The organism is Streptomyces sp. NPDC047079, from assembly GCF_040643755.1.
GTDB lineage: Bacteria > Actinomycetota > Actinomycetes > Streptomycetales > Streptomycetaceae > Streptomyces.
Genome location: NZ_JBEYUZ010000010.1, coordinates 180,533 through 195,357, shown reverse-complemented (window position 1 = coordinate 195,357; position 14,825 = coordinate 180,533). Strand labels below are relative to the sequence as shown.

General features: G+C 71.5%; 13 protein-coding genes and 2 pseudogenes. 3 read left to right on the top strand and 12 right to left on the bottom strand.

Annotation, left to right across the window (positions count from 1 at the left end; all coding sequences use genetic code 11):
- The first annotated feature begins 117 nt into the window (after positions 1-117).
- Positions 118-1,074, top strand: coding sequence for an LLM class F420-dependent oxidoreductase (locus tag ABZ823_RS16350; RefSeq protein WP_361659729.1), 957 nt, complete (start codon positions 118-120; stop codon positions 1,072-1,074).
- 155 nt (positions 1,075-1,229) lie between these two features.
- Here ABZ823_RS16350 and ABZ823_RS16345 read toward each other — a convergent pair whose 3' ends face one another.
- Positions 1,230-2,276: an SDR family oxidoreductase gene (locus ABZ823_RS16345; RefSeq protein ID WP_361659726.1), complete on the bottom strand. Its 1,047-nt coding sequence runs from the start codon at positions 2,274-2,276 to the stop codon at positions 1,230-1,232.
- 3 nt (positions 2,277-2,279) lie between these two features.
- Positions 2,280-2,759, bottom strand: coding sequence for a phage holin family protein (locus tag ABZ823_RS16340; protein ID WP_361659723.1), 480 nt, complete (start codon positions 2,757-2,759; stop codon positions 2,280-2,282).
- 134 nt (positions 2,760-2,893) lie between these two features.
- Between ABZ823_RS16340 and ABZ823_RS16335 the strand changes: the two genes are divergently transcribed.
- Positions 2,894-3,247: a VOC family protein gene (locus ABZ823_RS16335; protein WP_361659721.1), complete on the top strand. Its 354-nt coding sequence runs from the start codon at positions 2,894-2,896 to the stop codon at positions 3,245-3,247.
- A gap of 4 nt (positions 3,248-3,251) precedes the next feature.
- Here ABZ823_RS16335 and ABZ823_RS16330 read toward each other — a convergent pair whose 3' ends face one another.
- The 7 genes and pseudogenes from ABZ823_RS16330 to ABZ823_RS16300 all read right to left on the bottom strand — a co-directional run.
- On the bottom strand, positions 3,252-5,210 hold the full coding sequence (locus ABZ823_RS16330; protein WP_361659718.1) for a DUF5107 domain-containing protein: 1,959 nt from the start codon (positions 5,208-5,210) through the stop codon (positions 3,252-3,254).
- 328 nt (positions 5,211-5,538) lie between these two features.
- Entirely contained in the window at positions 5,539-6,084 is a 546-nt protein-coding gene (locus ABZ823_RS16325; RefSeq protein ID WP_361659715.1) for a GNAT family protein, read from the bottom strand.
- A gap of 41 nt (positions 6,085-6,125) precedes the next feature.
- Positions 6,126-7,052 (bottom strand): LD-carboxypeptidase, encoded by a 927-nt coding sequence (locus ABZ823_RS16320; RefSeq protein ID WP_361659713.1) that lies wholly within the window; start codon positions 7,050-7,052, stop codon positions 6,126-6,128.
- Positions 7,049-9,013: a prolyl oligopeptidase family serine peptidase gene (locus tag ABZ823_RS16315; protein WP_361659710.1), complete on the bottom strand. Its 1,965-nt coding sequence runs from the start codon at positions 9,011-9,013 to the stop codon at positions 7,049-7,051. Before ABZ823_RS16315 ends, ABZ823_RS16320 begins: the two co-directional genes overlap by 4 nt.
- Before the next feature lie 14 nt (positions 9,014-9,027).
- A complete protein-coding gene (locus tag ABZ823_RS16310; protein WP_361659707.1) occupies positions 9,028-10,341 on the bottom strand; it encodes a M20/M25/M40 family metallo-hydrolase in 1,314 nt (437 codons plus the stop codon).
- Positions 10,334-11,167 (bottom strand): M55 family metallopeptidase, encoded by an 834-nt coding sequence (locus ABZ823_RS16305; protein ID WP_361659703.1) that lies wholly within the window; start codon positions 11,165-11,167, stop codon positions 10,334-10,336. Before ABZ823_RS16305 ends, ABZ823_RS16310 begins: the two co-directional genes overlap by 8 nt.
- Before the next feature lie 70 nt (positions 11,168-11,237).
- Positions 11,238-11,528 (bottom strand): annotated as a pseudogene (locus tag ABZ823_RS16300) (2-keto-myo-inositol dehydratase); the annotation flags it as partial.
- Here ABZ823_RS16300 and ABZ823_RS16295 point away from each other — a divergent pair.
- Positions 11,523-11,621 (top strand): annotated as a pseudogene (locus ABZ823_RS16295) (2-keto-myo-inositol dehydratase); the annotation flags it as partial. The pseudogenes ABZ823_RS16300 and ABZ823_RS16295 overlap by 6 nt on opposite strands.
- Here the strand turns inward: ABZ823_RS16295 and ABZ823_RS16290 are convergent.
- From ABZ823_RS16290 to ABZ823_RS16280, 3 genes are read right to left on the bottom strand one after another with little or no spacing between them, the layout of a single operon-like run.
- A complete protein-coding gene (locus tag ABZ823_RS16290) occupies positions 11,611-12,489 on the bottom strand; it encodes an ATP-binding cassette domain-containing protein (RefSeq protein ID WP_361659700.1) in 879 nt (292 codons plus the stop codon). The pseudogene ABZ823_RS16295 and the gene ABZ823_RS16290 overlap by 11 nt on opposite strands.
- Positions 12,490-12,494: 5 nt before the next feature.
- Positions 12,495-13,571: an ABC transporter permease gene (locus ABZ823_RS16285; RefSeq protein WP_361659697.1), complete on the bottom strand. Its 1,077-nt coding sequence runs from the start codon at positions 13,569-13,571 to the stop codon at positions 12,495-12,497.
- Positions 13,571-14,593 carry a sugar ABC transporter substrate-binding protein gene (locus ABZ823_RS16280; protein ID WP_361659694.1) on the bottom strand — a complete coding sequence of 341 codons (1,023 nt, stop codon included), beginning with the start codon at positions 14,591-14,593 and terminating at the stop codon, positions 13,571-13,573. Before ABZ823_RS16280 ends, ABZ823_RS16285 begins: the two co-directional genes overlap by 1 nt.
- Positions 14,594-14,825: the final 232 nt, after the last annotated feature.

The window sequence follows — 14,825 nt, the reverse complement described above, 5'->3', positions numbered from 1 at the left end:
CTTCCGCGTTTCCCAGGCCAGGGCACCCAAACCCGGCAGCCCCGGCGTTTCGCGCCCACCCCCACGGTTACCCGGCCGGGGACCGACGCGGTAAGCCCCGTCCCGGAGGTTCCCCCTATGACCGAGTTCGGCTATTTCCTCTCGTGTGAGGAGTTCGGACCCGCGGATCTGATCGAACAGGCGCGGATGGCCGAGCAGGCCGGTTTCCAGGCGCTGTGGATCTCGGACCACTACCACCCCTGGAACGACGCGCAGGGCCAGAGCCCCTTTGTGTGGTCGGTGATCGGCGCGATCTCGGAGGCGGTGTCGCTGCCGCTCGAGACCGCGGTCACCTGCCCGACGTTTCGGATGCATCCGGCGGTGGTGGCGCAGGCCGCCGCGACCAGCGCGGTGATGACCGGCGGCCGCTTCCGGCTGGGTGTCGGCACGGGCGAGGCGCTGAACGAGCACATCCTCGGCGACCGCTGGCCGCCCACGAGCGTGCGTCTGGAGATGCTCGAGGAGGCCATCCAGGTGATACGGCGGCTGTTCACCGGCGAGGAGGTCACCCACCACGGCACCCATTACACGGTGGAGAACGCCCGCCTCTACACGGTCCCCGAGGAGCCCGTCCCGATCGACATCTCGGGCTTCGGGCCCGCGGCGACCTCGCTGGCGGCCCGGATCGGTGACGGCTACATCACGATGATGCCCAAGGAGTCGATGGTGGCGCGGTTCCGCAAGGGCGGGGGCGGCGCCAAACCGGTGAGCGGCGGCACGAAGGTCTGCTACGGCACCGACCGGGACGAGGCCGTCCGTACGGTGCGCAGGCTGTGGGCCAATGAGCTGCTGCCCGGCGAGATGGGGCAGGTGCTGCCCACACCGAAGCACTTCGAGCAGCTGCAGCCGCTGATCACCGAGGGGATGGTGCGCGAGAACCGGGTGTGCGGGGACGACGTGGACGAGCATGTGGCCGCGCTCTCCGCCTTCGTCGACGCGGGCTTCGACCGGGTCTACGTCAACCAGATCGGCCCTGACCAGCGCGGCTTCTTCGACTTCTACCGCACCAAGGTGCTGCCCCAGCTGCCGCGTTGAGGCAGCGGACGTCGAGACAGCGGAACGGGGCGGCGGCCCTCGAGGTGCCGCCGCCCTACGGCTGCACACACCAGCCGTCGGTCCGGCCGGACCACCGCTCCCCGTGCGCCCCCGATATCAGCTGCGCTCCCCGATATCAGCTGCGCTCCCCGATATCAGCCGCGGCGACGCAGGGCTCCGGCAGTCGCCGCGGCACCCAGGCCTCCGGCCAGCAGACCGGCGCCGATCCTGCCCCGGTTCCGGGAGAGCCATTCCTCGGCGCTGCCTGGCAGGGACTCCGCCTCGAAGCGCCCGTGCGCCCCGAAGTCACGGCCGTGCGGACCGTCCGCGGGAGCCCACAGGTTTCCCGTCCCGTCCTGCTTCGCCCTGTCCGGGGCGTCCTGCTGCGCGTCGAAGCCGGTGCGCGCGAGGTACCGGTCCAGCAGCCCGGGCGCCACCGCGTTGGCGAGCAGCGTGGCCACCGTGGACCCGCCCACCCAGTACTCGCGCCGCCGGGGATGCCCGGCGGCGTGCACGATCGCGCGGGCCGCCACCTCGGGCTGGTAGACCGGCGCCACCGGCCTGGCCCGCCCCGGCATCCGGTTCAGGACCCAGTCGAACTGCGGGGTGTTCAAGGCCGGCAGCTGCACCATCGTCGTCCGCACCCGCGAGCGCTCGTGCAGCAGTTCACACCGCAAGGACTCGTTGAAACCCTGGATGGCATGCTTGGCACCGCAGTACGCCGACTGGAGGGGTATCCCCCGGTACGCGAGTGCGGAGCCGGTCTGGACGATCGTTCCGTGGTTCGCGGGCAGCATGTGCCGCAGGGCGGCCCGCGTGCCGAACACGTAACCGAGGTACGTGACTTCGGTGACCCGGCGGAACTCGTCCGGCGTCATGTCCGTGAACCGCGCGAAGACGCCGGCGAAGGCGTTGTTGACCCAGACGTCGATCCGCCCGAACGCGTCGACGACCTGCTGCGCGGCGTCCTCCACCGCTCTCGCGTCCGCGACGTCGACGGGCACCACCAGCGCCTCACCGCCGACGCGCCGCACCTCGTCCGCTGCCGCGGCCAGACCCTCGCGGCCCCGGGCGAGCAGGGCGACACGGTCGCCCCGGGCGGCGAACGCCACGGCCGTGGCCCGGCCCACGCCGCCACTCGCCCCGGTCACCACGACCACCCTGCGGCGCCCGGTCAGGGCTCGCGACCATGCCCTGGCCATCGCTCACCTGGTCCGGTGGTGAGATGCGTCGGGGCCGGCTCCCGGCACCTGTGCATCCGCTCCCGGGGTGCCGGGAGCGGCGGGCGGCATCGGCGGGTACGGCACTCCAAGCCCGTTCGGCGGTCCCGCGGGCGGCACACCGCCGACGACCCGGCCGGGGGCGCCGTGGGACCCGGCACCGTGCGCGGCGCCACCGGAGCGGGCGGCGCCGCGCAGCGCGTAGGCCGTCACGCCAAGCACCGCCGCCATGATCAGCGCGGCGGCCCAGCCTGGCAGGCCGAGGCCCAGGGCCAGACCGACGGCAAGCGCCAACGCGGCGCCCGCGTACAGGCCGGCGGTCCCGGAGGCCGCGTACAGCGCGGCCGTGCGGCGCTGTTTGCGGGTCTGCTCGCGCAGCTCGTCGCGCACGGCCTCACGGGCCACCTGTGCCAGCTCGTCGACCAGCTGCTTGTCCAGATGTTCCAGATGATCCAAGCGCTTCATGTCTCGCCGGGTACCCGGGCACCGGCGCGCATAACGCCGCCCGCCTTCCCCGGCACACCCGTACCGGGGAAGGCGGGCGTGGATCCGGTGGAAACGATCTCCTTGGCCGGGCGGGCCCAACTAGGCTCGTCGGCATGGAGATTCTGGGAGCCTCGCTGCGCATCTGCGTCGACGATCTCGAGACCGCGGTCCCCTTCTACGAACGGCTGGCGGGCGGCACGGCCCTCCGTTTCGAACGCGGCGGTGTGCAGGTGGCCGCAGTCGGCTGTTTCCTGCTGATGAGCGGCCCCGCGTCCGAACTGGATCTGCTGCGCAAGGTGGCGGCGACCATCGCCGTCGAGGACGTCGACGAGGCCCACCGTCTGCTGACCGACCTCGGTGCGCGTATCATCGCGGGCCCGGTCCCGACACCGGTGGGCCGCAATCTGCTCGCGGCGCATCCCGACGGCACGTTGTACGAGTACGTGGACCGCCGGCCGCCCGCGTAGACGCTCACGGTGCGGGCCGCATCCGGAAGTCGTAGCGCGCCGGCAACGGCTCGTCGGTGAGGCGGGCCCACAGCTCGCTGATCGTCTCCGCGCCTTCCCGCAGATCCGCGACCTCGAACCCCTCGTCGAAGACGGCCCGCGCCGCCTCGCGGTCGCCCTCGGCGAGCAGCAGGCGGGCCTCGGTCAGCCGGAAGCGGCCGCGCGCGCGTGTGCCGGGGTGCAGTCGCCGCCACACGGCGCGCGCGTCCCGGGTACGGCCCACCGCCAGCAGTGCCTCGAGGGCCTCGCGGCCGAGCGCCGCGGTGGCGGCCGTCCAGGTCTCCCCGTCGTCCCGTCGCTCGCGGCACAGGTCCTCGAAGGCCTCGGCATACCGGTCGGCGGCGCGCTCATGATGACCGGCCTCCTGGTCGGCCACCGCGAGACAGCGCAGCAACGGCCACGGGGACGGTGCGAGCAGGAGGGCGCGCTCCCAACTGCGCACCGCCTGCGCGCGGTCACCCGCATGCCACTGGGCCACGCCGAGGTGATACTCCGTCAGCGGTCGTGCGGGCGCCGTCTCCAGCATGTCCCGCCAGTGCGGAGCCACGAGCGTCACCCCCGGCGGCCCGACCCGCCGCGCCTCCGGGAAGGACCCGGACCGCAGCAGCTCCAGCCAGGGCGCCTGCGCGTCACCGAGCGTCGCCTGTTCGAACGGCGTGCCCGGCAACTTCTCCCCCATGCGGAGCACCTCGAGCGCGCCCCAGCCCGAACCGGCGGCGAGCACCTCACCGGGTTCGGCGTCGGCGTACGGCCGCCAGGCCGCGTAGGCGGCATCGACGCGCTCGCGCGGCAGGCAGGTTTCCAGGCGTGCCCCGGCCGCTCGCACGACGCCGTGCCACTCCCCCTCGCGCTCGGCGCGCAGGGGCCCGTACGCCTCCAGCCATGCCACCTCGCCCTCCGCCTCCAGCCGGACGTGTTCCAGCTGGGTGCGGGCGAGTCCGGCCTGGATCTCGCAGTAACCGCCGGTGCCCGGTTCGGTGAGCCACTGCTGCCAGCGGCGACCGCCGGGGCCCATGCCCCAGACGAACAGCTTCCGGCCGCGCAGCACATCGGTCGACGTCTGAACCAGTCCGTGGCCGTCCTCCCCGAGCGCGGCGATCCAGCGGCGCCGGCCGTCGGGCACGTCGTAGAAGTAGTCGGCGGGATGGACGCTGTTCGAGGGATACGTGCGGTCCACACCGTCGTACGACGGCACCGGCACCCGGTGCAGTCGGCGCTCGTAGCCGAAGTGGTAGGCCTCCTCGGCAGGCACCAGCACCCGGCACTCCTCGGGCACGGCGATGTTGGACCACCAGTAGACCGGCACCGGCCGGTCGTGCGGGTTGCGGATCCGGACGCCGACGTAGAGGAAGTCGGAGCCCTCCGGCAGCCAGAGGTCGACCTGGAACGGCAGGTCGCGCAGGCGCTCCCACTCCCACAGGCGCAGCATCTCCCCGCCGTCGGGCGCGGTGACACGGGCCGCGTGCAGGGGCGAGCAGGAGAGGGTGGTGTGACCGGTGGCGCCGATGTTCCACTCGATGCCGCCGGAGAACCAGGCACCGTTGAGCGCGAAGCAGGCGGGCTGGAACACCGGGTTGCGGTAGAGGAGTTCACGGCCGGTGGGCTTGTGGAACAGGGACGCGACGCGTCCGCCGAGGCCGGGCAGGACGGTGGCGCGCAGCCGGTCGTTCTCGATCACGAGGGTGTCGATGTCCCGGGGGGAACGCGCTCTGCCGTAGCCGTCCCGGACACGCTCGGGCAGCAGGCTGCGCAGCGGCTCGTAGCCCATCTGGCGGGCCATGTCGCGCGGCAGGTCGTCTCTGTCCCGGTCCTCGATGCGGTGCATCTCGTCGAGCGGCCGCAGCGGGGGAAGCGGGTTGTCCGGTCCCAGCCCCGCGGCGGGCAGTCTCACTGCGTCACGTCGGATCGTCGTCACGATCGCCATGGAACCCGGCAGCCGACGAGCTGACCAGGGGCTCTGCCGGTCAGGATTCCGCAAAGGCGGCCGCCCCTCCCGTCGCGGGACGCCATACGTCGTGGCCACCACGGCCCTGGACGGCATCGCGTATCCCGCCAACTTCGCAAGCGGCGTCCCGGCCCGGCGTCTGCACGCATCACGCCCCGCGGCAACCGGTAGCAGACGGTCTGCCAGGCGCCGATCCCGGGCGGCTTCAACCCGACACGGACGGCCCGTCCGGAACGCCGGATCACCTCCACCTGCGCCGCAGCCGCTCGGCATACGGGCCGAACCTCCACCCGGACCAGGAACACTCCTAGTCGCGGACCATCTCTGCGGTGATGGCCCAGCGTTCGTGGTCGCGCCAGGCCCCGTCGATGTAGATCATGTTCGGTGAGTAGCCCTCGAGGCGGAAGCCGCAGCGCCGGGCGAGGGCGATCGAGGCGGCGTTGCCGGGCTGCGCGTTGATCTCCAGCCGATGCAGTCCCATCGGTCCGAAGGCGTAGCGCACCACGAGGCCGAGGGCCTCCTCCATCAGCCCCCGCCGTGCCGCATGGGCGAAGACACCGTAGCCGAGGGCCCCGCACAGGAAACCGCCCGCGACGATATTGTTGATGTTGATGAAACCGGCGATGGCCCCGCTGTCCTTCTCGCACACCAGGAACCCGGCCTTCGCCGGATCGTCGATCAGCCGTCCCGCGTAGGCGGCGTAGGCCCGCGCGGTGACCGGCGGGAAGAGCCAGGGGTGGTGCAGGTCCTTGCTCTCCCGCGCCCGGGTGGTGAATTCGGCCTCGTCCTCGTAGGTGAAGGGGCGCACGCCCACGCGGGGCCCCTCGGTGAGATATCCACGGGTCACAGGCACACCGACAGCCTATGCGACCCGCCGGTCCCGGGATCGCGGAGCTACGCCAGCGCCGGCTGGGCCAGTGTCAGTGTCCCCGCCCCCGCGTCCAGCTCGGCCTCCACTCCCAGCGGGATCGTCAGGGCGCCCTCGCCGTGCCCGAAGCCGAACTCCTCGACCACCGGTACCCCAAGGCCGCCGAGCCGATCGGTGAGGACCTTTCGCAGCAGCTCGTACGGGCCGCACTCCTTCCAGGACCCGAGTGCGATCCCGGCGACCTCGTCGAGCCGGCCGGAGCGCAGCAGCTGGGTGAGGATCCGGTCGACGCGATACGCCTCCTCTCCGATGTCCTCGATCATCAGCAGACCTCCCCGGGCGCCGGCCCTGGCGTGCGGGGTGCCCAGTTCGGCCGCGAGCAGGCTCAGGCAGCCGCCGAGGGTGACGCCCCGGGCGCGTCCGGGCACGAGAGTCGTCCCGCCGTGAGCGCCGATGGTCGTCACGGACTCCGGCGCGAAGAGCGTGGCCCGCAGGTGCTCCTGCGCCCGAGCGTTCTTCAGGAAGGCGACGGACGACACCATCGGCCCGTGCAGCGTGACCAGGCCGAGGCGGACCGCGCACGCCTCGTGCAGCGCCGTGATGTCGCTGAAGCCGACCAGCACCTTGGGCCCGGCGGCCCGCAGCGCGTCCCAGTCGAGCAGGTCCACCATGCGCTGTGCCCCGTACCCGCCGCGGGCGCACAGCACCGCGGCGACGTCCGGGTCGCACCACGCGGCCTGGAAGTCGGCGGCCCGGTCGGCGTCCGTGCCCGCGAGGTAGGGGAAGTCGGGGTGCCGGTCCAGGACGTGCGGGCCCACGACCGGGTCCAGTTCCCAGGCGCGCAGGAGGTCGAGCCCGGCGGCGAGCCGTTCCTCGACCACGGGCCCGCTGGGCGCGACGACGGCGACGCGGGCGCCGGGGGCGAGTCTGGACGGCCGTACGAGGTGCTTCACTTGCTGAGCTCCAGGGTGGGGATGCCGGGCGGGTCGAACCCGAAGACCTGTGCGTACAAGGACAGTTCGGCCTCCAGGGCGCGCACCATGGTCTCGGCCCTCCGGAAGCCGTGACCCTCGCCCTCGAAGGCGATGTAGGCGTGCAGGATACGGCGCCCCGCCAGCCGGGCGAGGAACCGCTCGCACTGCGCGGGCGAACAGATGGGATCGTCGAGTCCCTGCAACAGCAGGAAGGGGGCGCGGATCCGGTCGGCGTGCTCGACGGGCGACCGCTCGGCGTACCGGTCGGGCACCTCGGAGTAGGGCCCCACCAGGGTCTCCAGGTACCGCGACTCGAAGTCGTGGGTCTCCCCCGAGCCGAAGCTCTTCAGGTCCAGGACGGGGTAGATGATCGTGCCGCAGGCGTAGACGCCCGTCGTGGTCAGGGACACGGCCGACGTCCAGCCACCCGCGCTGCCGCCCCGCACGGCGAGCCGGTCGCGGTCGGCGGTGCCCTCGTCGGCGAGGGCGACCGCCACGGCCGCGCAGTCCTCGACGTCGACGACGCCCCACTGTCCGCGCAGCCGGTTGCGGTACTCCCGTCCGTATCCGGTCGAGCCGCCGTAGTTGACCTCGACGACGCCGATACCGCGCGATGTGAAGTAGGCGATCTCCAGGTCCAGGACGAGCGGGACCCGGCTCGTGGGCCCGCCGTGGGCCCACACGACGTACGGCGGCAGCTCGCCGTCGGACGCGGTATGGCCGGGGTGGCGCGGCGGGTACAGATGTGCGTGGATCTCACGGCCGCCCGGCCCGGTGAAGGTGCGGATCTGCGGCTCGGGGTGGTACGCGGGGTCCACCGCGTCCTCGTGGGCGGCACCGACGACCCGGGTGCGGCCGGTACTGGCGTCCAGTTCGACCACCTCGTGCGCGGTGCGCGGGCTCGCGCCGACGGCGACGAGCCGGCTGCCGTGCGTGGCGAGTGTGGCGGCGAACTCGGTCCAGGGTCCGGCCGCGTCGACGACCTCGCCGCTGTCCGGGTCCAGGATCCCGAGCCGGCTCGCACCCCTGCCGTGCAGGACGGCGATGAGCCCGCTCTCCAGCGGGGCGAACCACCGCAGGCCGACCTTCCACAGAGGCCCGGCGAACTCCTCCTCACGGGGGCACAGCGGCACGCCGTCCCGGTAAAGATTCCACCAGCCGCCGCGGTCACTGGCGTACAGCAGGGAGCCGTCGGCCGCCCACTCGGCCTGCGGGATCGACTCCTCGGGGCCGCCGGTGAGGGTGTGCGGCTCCCGGAGCGTCCCGTCGCCGGTCACCTCGGCGACGATCAGCTCGGTGCCGTCCCACGGCATCCGCGGATGGTCCCAGGCGATCCACGCCGCACGCCGCCCGTCCGGCGACAGGCGGGGGCCGGTGACGAAGCGGTGCCGCGCCTCGGTGAGTTCCCGCACGGCGTCGCGGTTCTGCGCCGCGGAACCGTCCAGGGGCACGGCGGCCGCCACCCGGCGCACGTCGGAAGGCCCGTCGCCGGTGAACTCCTCCAGTACGCACCACACCTCGCCGCGTTCGACGTGCACCTGCGGGTCGACCCAGCGCAGTCCGCCGCCCGCCGGCGACCGGGGCGTGAGCGGCCGCGGCCCGTCGCCGGGCGCCGCAGGCTCGTAGGCGTACAGCCGCTGGTCGGCGAAGTTGACGAAGACCAGCAGCGGGCCCTCGGGACGCATGACACCGGCCCACGGCCGGCCGCCGTACTCCATGACCCGGCTGCGCACGTTCCACGGCGGGGGCAGCACCGATTCCTCCGTGCCGTCAACCGTGCGCCGCACGAGCGTGCGTCGGCCGCCTTCCGTGGGGCGCGGCTCGGTCCACCACGCCTCCTCGCCCACGAAGTCCACCGACTCCGGCTGCCCGTCGTGCGCGGCGGCGAGCACCGCGTCGATGGGCGAGGGCCATTCCCCGTAGGGCAGGATCCGCTCCATCTTCCCCGACTCCCCTACGCCGTTCGCAGAAAGCGGTCCAGGACGCGGACCCCGAAGTGCAGTGCCTCGACGGGGACGCGTTCGTCGACGCCGTGGAAGAGCGCCTGGTAGTCGAAGCCCTCCGGCAGCTTCAGCGGCGCGAAGCCGTAACCCGTGATGCCAAGGCGCGAGAACTGCTTGGCGTCCGTGCCGCCCGACATGCAGTACGGCACCACGTGGCCCTCGGGCGCGAACTCCTCCACGGCGGCGCGCATCCGGGCGAACGTCGGCGAGTCCACCGGCGCCTGGAGGGCGACCTCGTGGTGCTGGTACTCCCAGTCCACGTCCGGTCCGGTCAGTTCATCGAGAGTGGCGCGGAACTCGTCCTCACCGCCCGGCACATACCGTCCGTCCACGTGGGCGACGGCCGCGCCCGGGATCACGTTGACCTTGTAACCGGCGCTGAGCATGGTCGGGTTGGCGCTGTTGCGGACGGTCGGCCGGACCAGTGCCGCGGCCGGGCCGAGCTTGTCCAGGAAGTCGTCCGTGGCGTCGGGATCGTCGAGGTCGGCGTCGAGACCGTACAGGACGGCGAGTTCGCTGAGTGCGGCCCGCACGGTCGGGGTGAGCCGCAGCGGCCACTCATGGGCGCCGATCCGGGCGACGGCGGCGGCCAGCCGGGTGACGGCGTTGCTCCGGTTCGGCTTGGAGCCGTGGCCGGCGCGACCACGGGCGGTCAGGGTGAGCCAGGCGGTGCCCCGCTCGCCCGCCGCGATGGGGTAGATCCGCCGACCGCCGCCGTCGTGGAACGTGAACGCCCCCGACTCGCTGATTCCTTCGGTGCACCCCTCGAAGAGATGCGGGTGGCGGTCCGCCAGGAACCCGGAGCCGTCCTCCGCGCTCGCCTCCTCGTCGGCGGTGAACGCGACGACGAGGTCGCGGCGGGGCCGCACACCCGCGCGTGCCCAGGCCGCCAGGACCGCGAGGATCATCGCGTCCATGTTCTTCATGTCGACCGCGCCACGGCCCCAGACGACGCCGTCGCGCACCTCTCCGGAGAACGGGTGCACGCTCCAGTTGGCGGCGTCGGCGGGCACCACGTCGAGGTGGCCGTGGACGAGCAGCGCGTCCGCGGACGGGTCGGTGCCCTCGATCCGGGCGACGACGTTCGTCCGGCCCTCGGTGCGTTCCAGGAGCGTGGGCTCCAGGCCCGCCTCGGCCAGCCGCGCCGCCGCGTACTCGGCGGCGGGCCGCTCCCGGCAGTCCCCGCCGCCGCGGTTGGTGGTGTCGATACGGATGAGGTCCGAGGTGAAGCGCACGACCTCGTCGAGCGCCTGCTGGTCAGCCATACTGCTCCTCCACCGCCGCCGAGACGATCGTGGTGACCGCCTTGAAGGTACGGATGCCCTCGTACATGGTGGCGCTCGTGTAGGCCACCTTCCGCTCGCCGATGCGGTTCACGCCCGGCACGACGGTGGCGGCCATCGCGAGGTGCTCGGCGTCGAACTCGAGCGCCACGGTGAACGGGCCGCCGTCGACGGGCTCCTGTCGCACCGCCAGCACGGCGGCCTCCTTGGCGGCGGCGCGGATGTCGGCGGCGGTCCTGGCGGGTGTGCGGCACACGGCCGCGTACCGGGAGACATGGTCCTTGACGGCGACCTTGAGCGCCTCCGGCGCGTATCCCAGCGCGTCCTCGCAGGCCACGTCGTCACCGGTGACCAGGACCACGGGCACGCCGTACTCGGCGGCGACATGCGCGTTCAGCAGGCCCTCGCTGGCGCGGATGTCGTTCAGCCAGACTCCGGTGATGGAGTTGGCGAGGTAGGTGTGCGCCAGCACGCCTTCCATGCCGGCGCCCGCGTGGTAGCCGACGAACGCGATGCCGTCCACGTCGCCGTGTTGCACGCCCTCCACCATGGACAGGGACTTATGCCGGCCGGTGAGCATCTGCGCCCGCTCGTCGAGCCGCTCCAGGAGCAGATTGCGCATGGTCCAGTGCGCCTCATTGATCAGCACCTCTTCGGCGCCCCCGTCGAGGAAGCCGAGCACGGCGGCGTTCACGTCCGAGGTGAACAGCGCCCGGCACCGCTCCCACTGCGGCGTCCCGGGCAGCACGTCGGCCGGCCAGGTCACACCGGTGGCGCCCTCCATGTCGGCGCTGATGAGGATCTTCATGGCACGAAACCGTACGCGCTCGTGACGTTGGGTGACCAGCCCTGTGGAAAAGTGGTCGTCCCTTCGGGGGTCAGGCGCCGCAGGAGCGGAGGAACGTACGGGTGCGGACGGCGATGGGCAGCGGCTTGTCCGGCGGGCAGGGGTACATGTCCTGCTCGACGATGGCGAAGAGGTCGACGCCGAGGCCCCGGGCGGCGGCGAGGACGGGTTCCAGCGCGGGCACGCCGGCCGGGGGTTCGCACATCACGCCGCGCCGCACGGCGGGCCCGAAGGGCACCCCGTTCGCCACGACGTCGGCGAGGATTTCCGGGTCGACCTGCTTGAGGTGCAGATACCCGATGCGCTCGCCGTAGGTCTCGATGGCTTCCTCGACGCCACCGACTCCGGCCTTGTCAACCTCTGCCTGGACACCGGGCACTACGCCTACTGCGGCGGCGACAGCGTCAAGCTCGTGCCTGGAGGTCCTTCTCCTCGGGAAGCCTGTCGACGTCGACGCCGCCGACCTGTGCAAGCTCGTGCTTGAGGGCGGCGAGTTCGGCGCCGCCGGCCATGTGGTCGGTCAGCTCTTCCAGGCTGACCTGCGTGCGGTCGGCGCTGAGTTCCAGGGTGCCCAGGCGCAGCACGCTGAAGTGGTCGCCGACCATATAGGCGTGGTGTGGGTTGTGGGTGATGAAGATGACGCCGAGGCCCCGCTCGCGGGCGGCCGCGATGTACTTGAGGACGACACCCGACTGTTTGACGCCGAGCGCGGCGGTGGGCTCGTCCAGGATGAGGACGCGCGCTCCGAAGTGGACGGCGCGGGCGATGGCCACGCACTGGCGCTGGCCGCCGGAGAGGGTGCCGATGGACTGTTCGAGGTCGTCCAGGACGATGCCCATGTTCCGCAGTTCGTCGTCGGCGGTCTTCTTCATCCGGGCGATGTCGAGGCGGCGGATCGGCCAGGGCCCCTTGGTCATCTCGGAGCCGAGGAAGAAGTTCCGCCACACCGGCATGAGCGGGACGGTCGCCAGGTCCTGGTAGACGGTGGCGATGCCGCGGTCCAGGGCCGCACGCGGGGTGGCCAAGCGCACCGGTTCGCCGTCGACGAGCAACTCGCCCTCGGTGTGCTGGTGAAGCCCGGAAATGATCTTGATCAGGGTGGACTTGCCGGCGCCGTTGTCGCCCAGGACGCAGGTGACCGTGCCGGGGCGGACGGTGAGGTCGACGCCGTGCAGGGCGCGGATGTTGCCGTACGACTTGCCCGCACCGCGCAGTTCGACGATGGGTTTTTGGTCGGCCGGAGCGGATGTGCCGTTGGCGGTGCCGAGGTCGGCGGTCGTCATGGGGATCACCTCCGGGTCGCCGACTGGCGGACCCACAGATTGATGAGGGTGGCGCCGAGGAGCATCACGCCGAGGAAGGCCTTGAACCAGTCGGGGTTCCAGCCGGCGTAGACGATGCCCTGGCTGACCATGCCGAACATGAAGGCGCCGAAGACCGAACCGATCGCGGAGCCGTATCCGCCGGTGAGGAGGCAGCCGCCGATGACCGCGGCGGCGATGTAGATCAGCTCCTGGCCGACGCCCTCGCCGGACTGCACGGTGTTGAAGGCGAACAGCTGGTGCATGCCGACGAACCAGGCGCCGAAGCCGACCAGCATGAACAGGGTGATCTTGGTGAACCTCACGGGCACGCCGACGGCCCGTGCGCTGTCCTTGTTGCCGCCGACCGCGAAGATCCAGTTGCCGTACTTGGTGCGCAGCAGGACCCAGGTAGCCAGGGCCGCGAAGCCGAGCCACCACAGGACCGTGACCTTGAACTGGACGCCGCCGACCGTGAAGGAGGAGGCGAAGACCGCCTTGGCCTGGCCGAAGCCTTCCATGTCGCTGATGTCGTCGGTGGCCACGTTGCCGGTGATCAGCTTGGTGACCGCGAGGTTGATGCCCTGGAGGCCGAGGAAGGTGCCGAGGGTGATCAGGAAGCTCGGCAGCCCGGTGCGCATCACCATCCAGCCGTTGAACGCGCCGATCGCGAGCGACACCACGAGGGCGACGATCACGCCCACCCATATGTTCATGGTCAGCTGGTAGCTCACCATGCTCGCGGTCAGCGCGGAGGTGATCACCGCGACACCGGACGACAGGTCGAACTCGCCGCCGATCATCAGCAGTGCCACGGGCAGCGCCATGATCCCGATGGTGGACGACTGGTAGAGGACGGTGGCCATCGCGCTGCCGGTGCGGAACGTCGGCGCCGCGACGAAGAAGAAGACGAACACCGCGACGGCGCCGAGGAAGACGCCCACCTCGGGCCGGGCGAGCATCCGGAGCACGAGGGGGCGCTGTGCGGTACGGCCGTCGCGTTCCTCGGGGCCGGTGGCCGGCGGTGAGGACACCGCCGGCACAGCCTGTTGGGACATGGTCATCACCTCGTACCCTTCACGGCGAAGGCCGCGACGGCGTCCACGTTGGACTTGTCGACGAAGGCCGGGCCGGTCAGCACCGGCTGTTCACCGCCGCCGCTGTAGTTGCCGTTGTTCTTGTCGAGCCACAGGGAGTCGACCGCCAGATAGCCCTGGAGATAGGGCTGCTGGTCGACGGCGAACCGGATGTCGCCCTTCTGGATGGCGTTGGTGAGGTCCTTGTTGAGGTCGAAGGTGGCGACCTTCGCCTTGCTGCCGGCGTCGCCCGCCGACTGCACCGCGGTCAGGGCGTAGGGCGCGCCGAGTGTGGCGACGTAGTCGATGGAGCTGTCCTGCTTGAGCTTGGCGGTGATCGTCGACTTCACGGACGGCATGTCGGTGCCGTTGACATAGAGGATCTGTGTCTTGCCGCCGAAGGTCTTCTTCACGCCGTCGCAGCGCTGGGTGAGCCCGATGTTGCCCTGCTCCTGGATCACACAGACCGTGTTCTTCGCGCCGACCTCGTTCAGCTTCCTGCCGAACGCCTCTCCCGCCACGCTCTCGTCCTGCCCGAAGAACTCCAGCAGTCCCAGCTTCTTCCAGTCGCTCACCCCGGAGTTGAGGCCGACGACCGGGATGCCCGCCTTCGTCGCCTTGCCCACGACGTCCTTCATGGCGTCCGGCTTGGCGAGGGTGATCGCGATGCCGTCGACCTTCTGGTCGATGGCGTTCTGCACCAGGTTGGCCTGGTTGCCCGCGTTCGGGTCGCTGGAGTAGACAAGCTTGATGTTGTCCTTGGCCGCGGCCGCCTCCGCTCCCTTGCGGACGATGTCCCAGAAGGTGTCACCCGGTGCCTGGTGGGTGACCAGCGCGACCGTCATCCGGGGCGTGGTCGCCTTGCCCGCGGCGACGCCGGAGCTCTCCTCCGCGGCCTTCTTGCCGCCCGAGCTGCTGGAACAGCCCGCGGCGAGCAGCGCGGACGCCGCGGCCAGCGCGACGAGTGGGGCGACTTTGCGGGAGCGGCGGGGGTGGATCGTGCGGTCCATCTGTCCTGCACCTCACTGTGCGGCCGGGGAAGGGGGAAGGGAGAGGGACGGCGCCGGGCGGCAGCCCCGCGCGAGCCCGGACCGGGGGGCCCGGGCCGGGTGCGGATCATTCCGCGGTTTCGTTGGGACGGGATACAAGCCCCTGCCGGACCCGCCTGTCAATACTTTGTTAAGACATCATTTCAGAAACAGGTCCGAATGTAAGTACAAATGCTGTGTCGTCACGTGCCGC

Bases quoted from the DNA above. Each gene is read 5' to 3' on its own strand.
- ABZ823_RS16305 (WP_361659703.1), bottom strand. From the start codon at position 11,167: ATGAAGATCCTCATCAGCGCCGACATGGAGGGCGCCACCGGTGTGACC.
- ABZ823_RS16335 (WP_361659721.1), top strand. From the start codon at position 2,894: ATGGAGATTCTGGGAGCCTCGCTGCGCATCTGCGTCGACGATCTCGAG.
- ABZ823_RS16280 (WP_361659694.1), bottom strand. From the start codon at position 14,593: ATGGACCGCACGATCCACCCCCGCCGCTCCCGCAAAGTCGCCCCACTC.
- ABZ823_RS16315 (WP_361659710.1), bottom strand. From the start codon at position 9,013: ATGGAGCGGATCCTGCCCTACGGGGAATGGCCCTCGCCCATCGACGCG.
- ABZ823_RS16285 (WP_361659697.1), bottom strand. From the start codon at position 13,571: ATGACCATGTCCCAACAGGCTGTGCCGGCGGTGTCCTCACCGCCGGCC.
- ABZ823_RS16310 (WP_361659707.1), bottom strand. From the start codon at position 10,341: ATGGCTGACCAGCAGGCGCTCGACGAGGTCGTGCGCTTCACCTCGGAC.
- ABZ823_RS16350 (WP_361659729.1), top strand. From the start codon at position 118: ATGACCGAGTTCGGCTATTTCCTCTCGTGTGAGGAGTTCGGACCCGCG.
- ABZ823_RS16340 (WP_361659723.1), bottom strand. From the start codon at position 2,759: ATGAAGCGCTTGGATCATCTGGAACATCTGGACAAGCAGCTGGTCGAC.
- ABZ823_RS16330 (WP_361659718.1), bottom strand. From the start codon at position 5,210: ATGGCGATCGTGACGACGATCCGACGTGACGCAGTGAGACTGCCCGCC.
- ABZ823_RS16290 (WP_361659700.1), bottom strand. From the start codon at position 12,489: ATGACGACCGCCGACCTCGGCACCGCCAACGGCACATCCGCTCCGGCC.
- ABZ823_RS16345 (WP_361659726.1), bottom strand. From the start codon at position 2,276: ATGGCCAGGGCATGGTCGCGAGCCCTGACCGGGCGCCGCAGGGTGGTC.